The organism is uncultured Tateyamaria sp. (genome assembly GCF_947503385.1).
In the GTDB taxonomy this organism is placed as follows: Bacteria; Pseudomonadota; Alphaproteobacteria; order Rhodobacterales; family Rhodobacteraceae; genus Tateyamaria.
This window is the reverse complement of record NZ_CANNDO010000003.1, coordinates 425731-437740: the sequence shown is the minus strand read 5'-3', so window position 1 is coordinate 437740 and position 12010 is coordinate 425731. Positions and strand designations below refer to the sequence as shown.

The 12010-nt window shown below is 61.2% G+C and carries 13 protein-coding genes; 6 read left to right on the top strand and 7 right to left on the bottom strand.

The window, feature by feature from the left end:
- Positions 1-289: 289 nt before the first annotated feature.
- The 5 genes from Q1A85_RS13230 to Q1A85_RS13210 are packed head-to-tail and all read right to left on the bottom strand — an operon-like array spanning position 290 to position 6232.
- Positions 290-1777, bottom strand: coding sequence for an AMP-binding protein (locus Q1A85_RS13230; RefSeq protein WP_299689865.1), 1488 nt, complete (start codon positions 1775-1777; stop codon positions 290-292).
- A complete protein-coding gene (locus tag Q1A85_RS13225; RefSeq protein WP_299689862.1) occupies positions 1774-3177 on the bottom strand; it encodes an aldehyde dehydrogenase family protein in 1404 nt (467 codons plus the stop codon). Before Q1A85_RS13225 ends, Q1A85_RS13230 begins: the two co-directional genes overlap by 4 nt.
- 57 nt (positions 3178-3234) lie before the next feature.
- The gene (locus tag Q1A85_RS13220) at positions 3235-4203 is read right to left on the bottom strand and encodes a tripartite tricarboxylate transporter substrate binding protein (RefSeq protein WP_299689859.1); all 969 of its coding nucleotides are present in this window, start codon (positions 4201-4203) and stop codon (positions 3235-3237) included.
- Between the two features lie 38 nt (positions 4204-4241).
- Complete coding sequence (locus Q1A85_RS13215; protein ID WP_299689856.1) at positions 4242-4706, bottom strand: tripartite tricarboxylate transporter TctB family protein; 465 nt, start codon at positions 4704-4706, stop codon at positions 4242-4244.
- Positions 4703-6232, bottom strand: coding sequence for a tripartite tricarboxylate transporter permease (locus Q1A85_RS13210; protein WP_299689853.1), 1530 nt, complete (start codon positions 6230-6232; stop codon positions 4703-4705). The genes Q1A85_RS13215 and Q1A85_RS13210 overlap by 4 nt, the downstream gene beginning before the upstream one ends.
- Before the next feature lie 138 nt (positions 6233-6370).
- Here Q1A85_RS13210 and Q1A85_RS13205 point away from each other — a divergent pair, with 138 nt between their 5' ends.
- The gene (locus Q1A85_RS13205) at positions 6371-7363 is read left to right on the top strand and encodes a substrate-binding domain-containing protein (RefSeq protein WP_299689850.1); all 993 of its coding nucleotides are present in this window, start codon (positions 6371-6373) and stop codon (positions 7361-7363) included.
- 63 nt (positions 7364-7426) lie between these two features.
- Here Q1A85_RS13205 and Q1A85_RS13200 read toward each other — a convergent pair whose 3' ends face one another.
- The gene (locus Q1A85_RS13200) at positions 7427-7981 is read right to left on the bottom strand and encodes a fasciclin domain-containing protein (protein WP_299689847.1); all 555 of its coding nucleotides are present in this window, start codon (positions 7979-7981) and stop codon (positions 7427-7429) included.
- Positions 7982-8150: 169 nt separating this feature from the next.
- Here Q1A85_RS13200 and Q1A85_RS13195 point away from each other — a divergent pair, with 169 nt between their 5' ends.
- The 5 genes from Q1A85_RS13195 to Q1A85_RS13175 all read left to right on the top strand — a co-directional run bounded on the left by Q1A85_RS13195 (position 8151) and on the right by Q1A85_RS13175 (position 11474).
- The gene (locus tag Q1A85_RS13195; RefSeq protein ID WP_299689844.1) at positions 8151-8951 is read left to right on the top strand and encodes a cytochrome b/b6 domain-containing protein; all 801 of its coding nucleotides are present in this window, start codon (positions 8151-8153) and stop codon (positions 8949-8951) included.
- Positions 8944-9735, top strand: coding sequence for a molybdopterin-binding protein (locus Q1A85_RS13190; protein WP_299689841.1), 792 nt, complete (start codon positions 8944-8946; stop codon positions 9733-9735). The genes Q1A85_RS13195 and Q1A85_RS13190 overlap by 8 nt, the downstream gene beginning before the upstream one ends.
- Positions 9736-9831: 96 nt before the next feature.
- A complete protein-coding gene (locus Q1A85_RS13185; RefSeq protein ID WP_299689838.1) occupies positions 9832-10314 on the top strand; it encodes a hypothetical protein in 483 nt (160 codons plus the stop codon).
- 105 nt (positions 10315-10419) lie between these two features.
- A complete protein-coding gene (locus tag Q1A85_RS13180; protein ID WP_299689835.1) occupies positions 10420-10962 on the top strand; it encodes an RNA polymerase sigma factor in 543 nt (180 codons plus the stop codon).
- Positions 10959-11474 (top strand): cupin domain-containing protein, encoded by a 516-nt coding sequence (locus Q1A85_RS13175; RefSeq protein ID WP_299689832.1) that lies wholly within the window; start codon positions 10959-10961, stop codon positions 11472-11474. The genes Q1A85_RS13180 and Q1A85_RS13175 overlap by 4 nt, the downstream gene beginning before the upstream one ends.
- Here Q1A85_RS13175 and Q1A85_RS13170 read toward each other — a convergent pair.
- Complete coding sequence (locus Q1A85_RS13170) at positions 11471-11932, bottom strand: A24 family peptidase (protein WP_299689829.1); 462 nt, start codon at positions 11930-11932, stop codon at positions 11471-11473. The two genes, Q1A85_RS13175 and Q1A85_RS13170, sit on opposite strands and share 4 nt — an antisense overlap.
- Between the last annotated feature and the right edge of the window lie 78 nt (positions 11933-12010).

Sequence of the window (12010 nt, the reverse complement as noted above, 5' to 3'; positions counted from 1 at the left end):
GCGATGTTGTAGATGCGGGACATGACACGGGTCTGTTGGAAAGATGAACGGCAGATGAACGTGACCGGTCGATGAGGTCTCACGCGCCTGTTCAGTTTGGCAAAAACCGTCAAGGCAAGGTGTCGCAGTTGCCGTGCGCTGGAAGAGACATTCAAGAACAGCCCTGACGACAGCCAGTTTATCTACGACAAACACCGGGCGCGAGACGTGGCTGGCAGGGTACGACAAACGGCAAGCGGTTCAGCGGTATCGAGCGTCCGCAGCGACAGGGCGGGGCAAAACGGTGCTGTTAAACGAGCGCGGCGAGTTTCAGGCGCTGGATCTTGCCGGACGGGCCCTTGGGCAATTCGTTCAGAAAATGGATACAGTCCGGGGATTTAAATTTGCCAAGCCGTTGCTCGCACAGTGCGATCAACGCCGCTTCGGACAGCTGTGATCCGGGCTTGACGCTCACTGCGGCCTCGACCGTTTCACCGTAGCTCTTGCATGGGCGGGCAAAGGCCGCCGCTTCGATAATGTCGGGTTCGGAGTACAGCACTTCGTCGATCTCGCGCGGGGCGATGTTTTCGCCGCCTTTGATGATCAGCTCTTTTAGGCGACCGGTGACAAAAACGTATCCGTCTTTGTCGATATGGCCGAGGTCGCCGGTGCGCAGCCAATCCCCGGCAAATGTCTTGGCCGTCGCCTCAGGATTGTGCAGGTATTCCAGCATCACATTTGGGCCGCGAATGGCAATTTCGCCTTCTTGCATCGGGGCGGCGGGCGCTAACTCCGGTGTCAGGATACACACGGCGTTGCCGTAGCCGATACCGGGCGATCCGATCTTGCGCACGCCCGGGGGCAGGGGGTTGGACAGGATTTGCGCAGCCGTCTCCGTCAGGCCCATGGTTTCGATAATCGGAACCTTGAACCGCTCTTCGAACGCTGATTGCGTTTCAACGGCAAGGGCCGATGACGCGGAGCGGCCAAAGCGCAGGCGGGCACAGACCTCGGCGCTGGGGTTCGTCGGATTGTGCAGCAAATGGCTGATGATTGTGGGCACAACAGAGAACCAAGTGACTTCTGCCACGGCGGCCTGATCCCAAAAGCTGCTGGCCGAAAACCGTGCCGTCATCGCCAGAGACCCGCCAGACACAAGAGCGCCCATCAGCGTCACGCAGAGACCGTTGATGTGGTAGATCGGCAGGACACAAAACCCACGGTCGGACGGCGACAATTCATGCGCGATGGCTGTCGTCCAGCCCCCAGCCAACAGGCTTGCGTGACTGTGCACGACGCCCTTGGGCTGCCCTGTGGTTCCTGATGTGTACATCAGCAGCGCATGTTGGGTGGCATCGAATGCGGGAATGTCGCGCCGCGCCTCCAGCATGGCGGGCGCGATGATCCGCAACCCGACCGGGGCGATGCGCGTGATCGTTTCACGCTGGCTGTCATGCACAAAGGCAAAGCGTGCACCGCTGTGATCCAGCGCATAGGCGATGGCGTCCGGCCCGGCGGCAAGGTTGATCATTGTGGCGCGGAACCCGCCATAAAGCGCCGCATATAGCGCCAGCACCCCGGCGCGCCCGTTTGGATGGACGATGGCGACGCTGTCGCCGGGGGCGACACCAAGGCCGACAAGGCCCTCGGCCATGCGGCGCGCATCATCGCGCAGGTCGCGCCAAGTGAGGCGGTCGCCGGTTTCGGGGAACACGATGGCCGTTTCGTCGGTTGCCGCACGGGCGTCCAGCCAGTCCTTGACCGTGCCTTGGGGTGGCGCCGCCGTGTCAAAGATCATTTGCCGGCCTCGCCCCAATAGTCGCCAAAAATGTCTTCGACCGCAGGTTCATTGGCAGGGATTTCACGCACGATTTTGGTGGTCTGCATGAAGTGGCGCCAATGCACATTCGTGTCGATGGAATTGCCCCCCCAAGACCCGCAGCCCATCGACAGCGAAAATGGCATACCGTTGGTGAACGATCCGCCGGTGGCGAATGTGTGGGCCTGATTCACGATCACGCGGCTGGTGGGGATGGCTTGGGCCAGCGTCAGCGCCCGGTCATCCGTCTGGGTGTGAAGACCCACGGAGTGTCCTGCACCCTGATGCAACTGGATGTCGCGTGTCAGGCGGATGGCGTCGTCAAAATCGCGGGCGCGGTAGACGGTCAGCACCCGGCTCAGCTTTTCCCCGGACAAAGGATGATCGGGGCCGATGCCGGTTGTCTCGACCGCAAGATATTCAGTGTCCGCAGGCACGTCGTCCGTCAGGCCGAGCGCGGCAATCATCTTGTCCGCGTCCTGCGCGATGGCTTGCGGGTTCAGGTGGCCTTTGACCCACAGTTTCGACGTTACCTTGGTCTCGTCCGTGATCAGAGCGCCGCCGGTCTTGGCCATTTCGGCGGCAAAGGCGTCATAGATTGCATCCACGACGACCACCGCATTCTCGGACGAACATGACGTCGCATTGTCGAAGGTTTTGGAGGCTTTGATTTTTTCTGCGGCTGCGGTCAGGTCGGCGGTCTCGTCCACGATCACGGCGACATTGCCCGCGCCCACGGCCACGGCAGGGGTGCCAGAGGTATAAGCCCGTTTGACGTTGTTCTGGCTGCCTGTCACGACGATTAAGTTTGCGATTTCAAGCAACCGCTGCGTCTTTTCCTTGGATCCGCGCCCGGGGATCATCTGGACCAGATCGCGGTCAATCCCCAGCTTGTCGAATTCGGCATGGATGTAGCCCAGCAGCGCCTCGCAGGTGGGCACGCCCTTGGGCGATGGCGACACGACGATGGCGTTGCCGCATTTGAGCGCGTTGATAATGTTGTTGGCGGGTGTCGCGCCGGGATTGGTCGATGGTACAACCGCGCCGATCACGCCGATGGGGCGGGCGATTTCGGTGATGCCGGTGACGGGGTCATCGCTGATAATGCCGAACGTCGCCGCGTGCTGGATGTCGCGCATCAGACCCAGCGTCTTGCGATGGTTCTTGGTGATCTTGTCGGGCACGTTGCCAAGGCCTGTCGTTTCCACCGCCAATTCGGCCAGATGGCGGTTTCGGCCCGGTTCCATGATGGCCCACGCCGCTGCCTGTGCTGCATGATCGTAGGCCTGCTGTGATCCGCCGCTCTCAAAGGCGCGCTGCGCGGTACGGGCACGTGCAACGATGGCTTCGACATCTGCGATGGGATCGGCGGTGTTCATGGGGTGTGTCCTGTTTGAGGTGCGCAGCGCCCGTGTTGCAGGCGCTGCGCGATGGGGTCAGAGGCCAGCGAGCAGCTCTTTGAGCGTTTCTTCGCGTGCGGCCCACATTGCGAGCACTTCGTCACGTGTCATAATGTGCATGGGCGAGCCACCGGCTTCCATGCGGCTCTTGACGCGCTTGTTCTCGAACATGGCCGGCACGGTGGCGGCCAGCTTGTCGATGATGGGCTGCGGTGTGCCCTTGGGCACCATCACACCGCGGAAGTTCACCGAGGCATTGTCGATGTCATAGCCCTGTTCCTTGAGCGTGGGGACATCCGGCAGGAACGCGTTGCGCTCCAGATCAAACACGCCGAGGATTTTGACGTTGCCTGCGGCCTGCGCGCGGAACGCGTCGGACAGATTGTTGACTCCGCCCAGCACTTCGCCAGCAATCACGGCGCGCATTGCGCCCGCGCCACCAGCATTGTTGGGGATGTAGGCCATTTTCACGCCCGCCGCCTTTTCCAGCTGCAGCGCTGCGATGTGGTGCCCCACAAACAGGCCCGCGCCGGAGAAGGTGAGGCCGCCTGGGTTTTCCTTGGCATAGCTGACCACGTCGTCCATCGAATTGAAATCGCTGTCTGCACCCACCACGAACACGGCCGGATCTGCACCCCAGTTCGCGATTGGTTCAAAACTTTCGGCGGAGTAGGACACGCCGCCTTCAATCGACTGGGCGATGAAATGCGGGATGTTATAGGCACCCAGCGTGTAGCCATCGGATTCGGCTTCGGATGCAAACCAGTTCCAGCCGACGCGTCCACCGGCACCGGGACGGTTGACGATGGCAATGGGCATCCCCAGCGCGTCTTCGTTTCCGGCGGTCATCGTCACGATGCGCGCCTGAAAGTCAGTGGCGCCACCCGCGCCATAGCTGACCATCAGCATGATGGGCCGTTCCGGATATTCGCCATGGCCGTCCGCATATGCGGTGCCCGTCAATGTGGCCAAGGCCAGTGCGGCCCCTGCAATCCAAGTTTTCATAGTATCCTCCCTAGGGTTTGTTCTGCCGCTGTAGCGGTTCAGAAAAAGATCTCTCGCGGTGTGAAGACATTCAGCAATTGCGCAAAGAGACCGTACATGACCGCCATGAAACCGGCGGTGATTGCGATGCGTTTGAGCCAGCTTTTCAGCTGTGTGTGCGGTGCCGGATCGTATAGCGACAGCAGGACGAAAAAGGCGACTGTGGTCGCGGTGTAAAAGCCCACGCCCTTGGCCGCCCAGTAAATATAGATGATGGCGACGATTAGGCCGGGCAGCATGTTGCGCATGGCTTGCGCGCTGATGCCGTTGCCGACCTTGGTCCGGCCCAGCATGGCCTTGATGAACGTCCACACCGCCAGCACGGCAAAGACGGACGAGATCAGGCGCGGAAACACAAAGGCGGCGGCCGGTTCTTGGGTAAAGCTGATATAGGCGATGCTCAGGCCAACGCCTGCGATCAGGCCCGAGGCGATGATATGCTGGTTGCGGGGCAGGTCGGTCATGACAGCGCCTCCTCTTTGGCCACGGCGTCATCCTTGGTGGTGTAGCGGCGCGACATGATCTCCATCCAGACCGAATAGCTGATCGACGCGACCACAATCGCGATCAGCAGCCAGTTGAGCCAGCCGGTAAAGAAATACGTGCCTGTGCCAACGGTCGCGTTGGCGATCATCGACCCTTGGATAAAGTTCGCTTCGGCAATGGGGCCAAGGATGAGGCCCAAAACGAGCGGTGCCGCCGAAAAGCCGAACCGTTCGAGGAAATACATCGCCACGCCCAACGTTGCCATGACGTAGACGTCGCCCATCGAATTCTGGACCGAGTAGCTGCCGAACACCGCCAGCCCCAGCACAATGGCGGCCATCACGGCGTGCGGGACGCGCGCGACGCTGGCGGCCAGACCGGCAATATAGAGGCCAAAGACGCACATCAGCAGTTGCCCGATCAGCATCGAGTCGATGAAGGTCCACGCCACCTGCGGATAGTTCAGGAAGAGGTCCGGACCCGGAAAAATCCCGTGGATCAGCAGCCCCCCAAGCAGCACCGCCGCCGTGGGAGAGCCGGGAATGGAAAGTGTCAGCAGCGGCACGAGCGACGGGCCGACCATGGCGTTGTTGGCGCTTTCGGCGGCGATGACGCCTTCGCTGTGGCCGGTGCCGAATTTCTCGCTTTCTTTGCTGAATTTCTTGGACTGATCATAGGCGACCAGCCCGGCGATCTGCCCGCCCACACCCGGGATCAGGCCAATGATCGACCCGGTGATGGTGCCAATGGCCAGCGCGGTTTTGCGGCGGAACACCTCAAGGACGGCAAGCCGGATCGGGTGGCGCTGCACGGTGATGATCTCGGCATCGTCGCTCGACCGGCCCTTGGTGAACATCGTGATCACCTGCGGGATGGCGAACAGACCGATCAGGGCCGGAATAACGTTGATCCCGCCGCTGACTGCCGGATGAAAGATGAACCGCTGCGCGCCCATAATGTCGTCAAAGCCAATCGTGGCGAGCCAGAGACCGATACAGCCCGACAACAGGCCTTTGACCACTGAGCTGGAATCGAGTGTGCCAATCACTGTCACACCCAGAATGGCCAGCCAGAACAGGTGCGAGGGGCCAAACGCCAGCGCCCACTGCGCCAGAACCGGTGTCAAAAAGATCAGCAGGAACACACCAAACAACCCACCCACCGCAGAGGCGAGGAACGACAGCTGCAACGCCTTTGCGCCTTCGCCCTTGGTTGCCATCGTATGCCCGTCAAGCGTGGTGGCGATGTTGGCTGGCGCGCCGGGGATCTTGAGCAGAATGGCACTGACCGCGCCGCCTGCCACTGTCGAAGTGTAGGCCGCACCCAGCAGGATCAGCCCCTGCTGCGGCTCTAGCTGGAAGGTGAACGGGATCAAGAGGGCCACAGCCATGGTCGGCGACAGGCCCGGCGTCGCACCAAGGATGAGGCCGCCAATCGTTCCAAGCAACAGCAACCCGAAATTGATCGGGGTGAACACGTCGCCCATGTAGAACAGGAACTCCATTTGCCCAAACGCCTCCCAAGCTCAGGGTTGACCAACAACGCTAAGCGATGAAAATAGTTTTGCAAATGTTTTCATAATTCGATAGGTGGTGGCGTTGAAGTGTCTGTAAACAAGACTAAAAAAGCGGATATCGTCACCGTGGCAAAGGCTGCTCGTGTGTCGGCATCGACGGTTTCGCGTTACTTCAATCACCCCGAATTGCTGAAACCCGCGACCCGCAAGAAGATCGATTCCGCTGTGCGCCGCACCGGCTATATCCGCAACCGCGCGGCGCAGACGATCCACGGCATCCGCTCGGGCACGATCGGTGTGCTGATCCCGACACTGGACCACGCGATCTTTGCCGAAGTGGTGCAGGCCTTTTCTGAAACGGTGGAGGCGCAGGGGTTTACGATCCTTCTGGCCTCGCATGGCTACGATTTGCAGCGCGAATACGCCATTTTGCGCAAGTTTCTCGAACATCGGGTGGATGGGGTGGTTTTGACCGGGCTCGATCACGATGAGGCGGTGTTCCAGCTGTTGGACAGTCAGGACATCCCTTGCGTGCTGATGTGGAATTATGCGGCGCAATCGCGGTTCCCGGCCATTGGGGCGGACAATGAACTGGCGGGCCAAATGATTGCCGCGCACGTGCTGGCGCTGGGCCACAGGCGCATTGCGTGCATGTTCCCGCCGACGTTCGGGAATGACCGCGCGCTGGCACGGCGTGACGTTGTGTTGGACACGTTGCAAGGGGCCGGTGTTGAAGTCCCGGACCACTGGATGTTGCAAACGGTCTACAGCATTTCGGAATCGAAGCGCGACGCGCAGCAGTTGCTATCGCAGGCAAATCCGCCCACAGCGCTGATATGCGGGAACGATATCCTTGCCACCGGCGCCTTGTATGGGGCCAAAGCGTCCGGTTTGTCCGTGCCGGAGGACGTTTCTATTGTCGGGATCGGAGATTTCAAAGGCTCGTCGGACATCGAACCTGCGCTGACCACGGTCCGCCTGCCGGCCAAGCGGATCGGGCAGGAGGCGGGCAAGGAACTGGCCATGGCGATTGTCGATCCATCTGCGCGCGGTGGCGCCAGCCTGCATTGCGCACCGGAATTGATCACGCGGCAGTCAAGCGCGGCTCCGGCGCGGTGATGCGGTCGCGTGGCGCGCCAGGCAGGCGGCTTGGGCTTGCGCCCGCCCGGCACTTGTGCTGGCTTACTTGGGCAGCAGCACCTTGTTCACAACGTGGATCACACCGTTGGATTGGTTCACATCGGCAATCGTGATTTTCGCGGCGTTGCCGTTTTCGTCAAAGACAAACACCTGATTGCCGCGCACCTGCGCAGACAGCGCGTCACCGGACAGGGTTTCGAGGTGGACGAAACCATCGCTGCTTTTGGCGGCCTGCGACTTCAGCGCCTGTGCGGACAGATCACCGGCCACAACATGCGCTGTAAGGATCTTGGTCAGCATATCCTTGTTGGCGGGCTCCAGCAGCGTTTCGACCGTGCCTGCGGGCAGCGCGGCAAAGGCGTCGTTGACAGGCGCGAACACGGTAAAGGGGCCATCGCCCATCAATGCGTCGACCAAACCAGCAGCTTTGACAGCGGCGACCAGCGTTGTGTGATCAGCGGAATTCACAGCGTTTTCAATGATGTTTTTGTCGCTGAACATCGGTGCGCCGCCCACGTCTGGGTTGGCGGCAAAGGTTGCGGTGGTGCCGAGCACGAGGGCGAGAAGCGTGGCGGCAGTCTTGCGGGGGGTGAACATGAAAATTCCTTTCGCTTGGTTGGGATGTCCCGACGGGGACAGCGAACAAGACGGAACCCGACTGCAAAAAGTTTCGCGTCCGATCGCGACCCTGCCCGTGTGACGTTGGGCTGAAACTCTTGCCGGGTTGCGGTCGTAATGCCTCACACGCAACAGGAGAGGTGCGCTTATGTCACGCAACACACCACCCGGCCCGCTGGTGCGTCGCCACACGCGGGTGACGCGGGTCACACATTGGATCTGGGCGCTGAGCCTGTTTTTTCTGCTGCTCACGGGGCTGCAAATCTTTAACGCGCATCCCGTGCTGTATTGGGGCGACCAGTCCGGTTTCGGGTTTGACAATACAGTGCTGCGGATCGGTGCGGTGGATGACCGGGGCGTCGTTGAACTGTTCGGCTGGCGCGCGGGCGGCATGGGCGTGCTGGGCTATTCAGGAGGCGCGGTGCGTGCGTTTCCGCCGTGGGCCACCATTCCCAGCGGCACCGATCTGGCCACGGGTCGGGTGATCCATTTTTTCTTTGCATGGGTGTTTGTGGTGACCCTCTTGGTATGGGCAGTGGGCGCGCTCTTGTCCGGGCATCTTGTGCGCGATCTGGTTATGGATCGGCATCATTGGCGTGGTCTGGCGCGCGACGTGCGAGACCATGTGCGGGGGCGATTTCGTCATGCCGCGCGCTATGGGCCGTTGCAGCGGCTTAGCTATGGTCTGGTTCTGTTCGTGCTCTTTCCCATGATGATCCTGACGGGATTGGCCATGTCGCCGGGTGTCAACGCGGCGTTGCCATGGCTGTCCGAGGGTCTGGGCGGCAGGCAGTCTGCGCGCACGTTGCACTTTGTCCTTGCGGCAGGCCTGTTGGGCTTTTTCGTGGTGCATATGGTGATGGTCGTTCTTGCCGGTCCACTGAACGAAATGCGGGCCATTGTTACCGGCTGGTACCGTGCCGATGCACAGGAGGCAGGCGATGTCTGATCATGTGGTGTCGCGCAGGCGGCTTTTGCGGACGGGGCTGGGCACGATTGCCGCGTCCACCGTGGCTGGTTGCAAAGTACTGGATGGGCTGAGCGCACCCGACCACCGTCTGCGTCATTTCATGGAACGGGCGAATGACCTGACCATGGCGATGCAACGCGGTGTTCTGGACCGAGATGCGCTGGCACAGGAGTTTGCGCCCGTCGACATCCGCCAACCCCAGCGGCCCAATGGCGTCACCGATCCGCAGGATGCGGACTATGTGGCGCACCGCAATGCGCGGTTTGCCAATTACCGGCTTGAGGTCGGCGGGTTGGTGCATCGTCCGCTTTCCTTGTCGCTGGCCGACTTGCGGCAGATGCCAACACGGCGGCAAATCACCCGCCACGACTGCGTCGAAGGGTGGAGCTGCATTGCCGAATGGGCGGGTGTGCCGCTGTGGCATGTATTGGACCGGGCCATGGTCCACACGTCGGCGCGGTATGTGCTGTTCCACTGTTTTGACACGATCGAACGCAGCCTGTCCGGTGCCATTCGCTACTATGAGACGATTGACTTGGTTGATGCGCGCCATCCGCAAACTCTTCTTGCGTGGGGCATGAACGGCGCGCCGCTGCCCGTGCCCAACGGGGCCCCGTTGCGGGTCCGTGTGGAACGGCAACTGGGATACAAAATGGCCAAATACGTCCGCGCAATTGAATTGGTGGACGACTTTTCCGGCATTGGACGCGGGCGCGGCGGATACTGGGAGGACCGCGGGTATGAATGGTATGCGGGCATCTGATTGCGGTGACGCAAGGGAAGCTGCAACTGACAAGGGTCGGCGTCCGTATTGCCGGTTACACCCGGAACTCTGTACAAAGAACAACTTGATACGCTGATGAAAACGCTGCTCCGACGCGCGCGTGCCAGACTGTGGCGCGCCAAACGCCCGGTTTCCGAGGTCGAGGCCGCAGCCCCGCTTGTGCATCTGTTGACAGAGGCAGAGCCAAGCGCCGACCTCTTTGCCCAGATCGAAGCGCGGCTTGACGGCGCGGACCGCCCACGCCCTGGTGTTCGAATGCGCGTGGTTGTGACTGCTTTCGGGGCCGGGTTATGCGCCGGGGCTTTGGTTTTCTTGTTGATGCAATCGCGCCAGCAGATCGTTGCGCGCCCCAACACGGATGCTGCGTGGATGGGGTTGGGATCGGTGACGTTGCACGGTGCAGGTTTACGGGCGTTCGTGCGCACCAAATGCAGTGGCCACACGCATTTCCTGATCACAATGCACGCCCAATCCATCGGCGCGCAGGCCGAACCGGTGCGCACCGAAATCCCGCTTATGGACGAAAACGAAAAAATCCGAATGGAGTGCATCTTTTGATCGGTGGGCGCCGTAGTGCTATGAAACAGCATACGGAAAGGACCGAAAGTGGGTGTTACCAAACTGGTGCCCAGGTCTCAGCAACATGGGGGCGCGAGGGCAAAGATGGGGGCGGCGGAACAGTCCCGTTTGATTGCCGATTTGCTGGTGCAGTGCGCAGCCGGGGACCGGGCGGCGTTCAGACGGTTCTACGAAGTCAGTTCGCGATATGTGTTCGGCGTCGTGCTGGGCATCCTGCGCGACCGTGAGGTTGCCAGCGAGGTCGCACAGGAAACCTATGTGCGCATCTGGAGAAGGGCGGGGCATTTTCAGGCCGATTGCGGCAATCCCCTGTCGTGGATCGGGTCTATCGCCCGCAATTGCGCCATTGATCGGTTGCGGTCGGAACGGGCGCGTGGATTTGTCCAGTTTTCGGACGAAGTGCCGGATATCAGTGGCAATCCTGATCCTGCGGGATCTGCGCTCGATACGATTGTGATCCGTCGGTTGCTGGAGGATTTGCGCCCGGAATACAGGCAGGCGCTGCTGCTGTGCTATTTTCAGGGCTACACCTATATTGAACTGGCAGGCGTTATGGATGTGCCGGTCGGAACCGCCAAAAGTTGGGTACGCCGCGGCATCGCGGCATTGAAGGAAGCGATGATATGAAGAAGACCGACGCGAGACATTCCGCCGAGGTGTTGAACGCGATGCTGGGCGGGCTGGAGCCGACCCTGCCGGGCACCCGTCCCGATCTGGCGGATGAGGCGACGGTATTCGCAGAGCATCTGTCGCCCCTGCTGGCCCGCCTGCCCGAAGCGGCACCACCCGATGGATTGTTTGACGCGATCGAGGCTGAACTTGACGCGCAGGACGCGGCCCCGTTTCAAAGCGTGCGGGCCGAGGATGGTGTGTGGGAACAGCGCACTGAAAAGGTCTGGAAAAAGGTGCTGGCACACGAAGAGCAGACAGGCCGTTCGATGTATCTGCTGCGCTGTTTGCCCGGTGCGTCGATCAAACCGCATATCCACGCGCGCGCCGAACATCTGTTCATCCTTGAGGGTGAGTTGTGGATCGATGGCAAACTCTACTCGGCCGGGGACGCGCAGGTGGCCATGCCCGGTTCCGTGCATCCCGAGATCACGATGCCTGCGGGCTGTCTGGTGTTGGTCAGCGCCTAGGCGCTGATCCGCACCACCCAGATCGCCCAGAACGCGCCGGACAGCCACGGGCCAAAGGCAAGCCTGCGCTGGCGTGTGAGCAGCGCAAAGACCAGCGCGCTGATTGCGGCGATGGCCACCAGCAAAGGCAAATCCCTAAGGCCGAGCCACGCGCCAGCGGCGGCCAACAGCTTGGCGTCGCCAAGGCCAAGGCCATCCCGCCCCGTATGGCGAAAGAACACGGCACCCAGCGCGGCAAAGGTGACATAACCCACGCCCGCCCCAACCAGTGCCGGTGCAGGCGTGACCACCGGAGAGACCAAGCTGAGGGCCAGCCCCGACGCGAGCAGCCCAAGGCTTGCCGCATCCGGGATCTGGAACCGCCGGATATCTACCACGCAAATCCATCCCAACAGCCCTGCCAGCAAGGCAGATGCCAGCACGTCAAATCGGATCATCTGTTCCAGAACTGCCAACATACCGGCCCCATAACGTCGATACAGAACAGTACGGTCGGGCAGGCAGAGATGTTTCAGCCGCTGAAACTTTTTCGCGCC

Excerpts from the sequence above, each read along its gene's own strand:
- Q1A85_RS13230 (WP_299689865.1), bottom strand. The coding sequence starts at position 1,777 with ATGATCTTTGACACGGCGGCGCCACCCCAAGGCACGGTCAAGGACTGG.
- Q1A85_RS13225 (WP_299689862.1), bottom strand. The coding sequence starts at position 3,177 with ATGAACACCGCCGATCCCATCGCAGATGTCGAAGCCATCGTTGCACGT.
- Q1A85_RS13220 (WP_299689859.1), bottom strand. The coding sequence starts at position 4,203 with ATGAAAACTTGGATTGCAGGGGCCGCACTGGCCTTGGCCACATTGACG.
- Q1A85_RS13215 (WP_299689856.1), bottom strand. The coding sequence starts at position 4,706 with ATGACCGACCTGCCCCGCAACCAGCATATCATCGCCTCGGGCCTGATC.
- Q1A85_RS13210 (WP_299689853.1), bottom strand. The coding sequence starts at position 6,232 with ATGGAGTTCCTGTTCTACATGGGCGACGTGTTCACCCCGATCAATTTC.
- Q1A85_RS13200 (WP_299689847.1), bottom strand. The coding sequence starts at position 7,981 with ATGTTCACCCCCCGCAAGACTGCCGCCACGCTTCTCGCCCTCGTGCTC.
- Q1A85_RS13195 (WP_299689844.1), top strand. The coding sequence starts at position 8,151 with ATGTCACGCAACACACCACCCGGCCCGCTGGTGCGTCGCCACACGCGG.
- Q1A85_RS13190 (WP_299689841.1), top strand. The coding sequence starts at position 8,944 with ATGTCTGATCATGTGGTGTCGCGCAGGCGGCTTTTGCGGACGGGGCTG.
- Q1A85_RS13185 (WP_299689838.1), top strand. The coding sequence starts at position 9,832 with ATGAAAACGCTGCTCCGACGCGCGCGTGCCAGACTGTGGCGCGCCAAA.
- Q1A85_RS13180 (WP_299689835.1), top strand. The coding sequence starts at position 10,420 with ATGGGGGCGGCGGAACAGTCCCGTTTGATTGCCGATTTGCTGGTGCAG.
- Q1A85_RS13175 (WP_299689832.1), top strand. The coding sequence starts at position 10,959 with ATGAAGAAGACCGACGCGAGACATTCCGCCGAGGTGTTGAACGCGATG.
- Q1A85_RS13170 (WP_299689829.1), bottom strand. The coding sequence starts at position 11,932 with ATGTTGGCAGTTCTGGAACAGATGATCCGATTTGACGTGCTGGCATCT.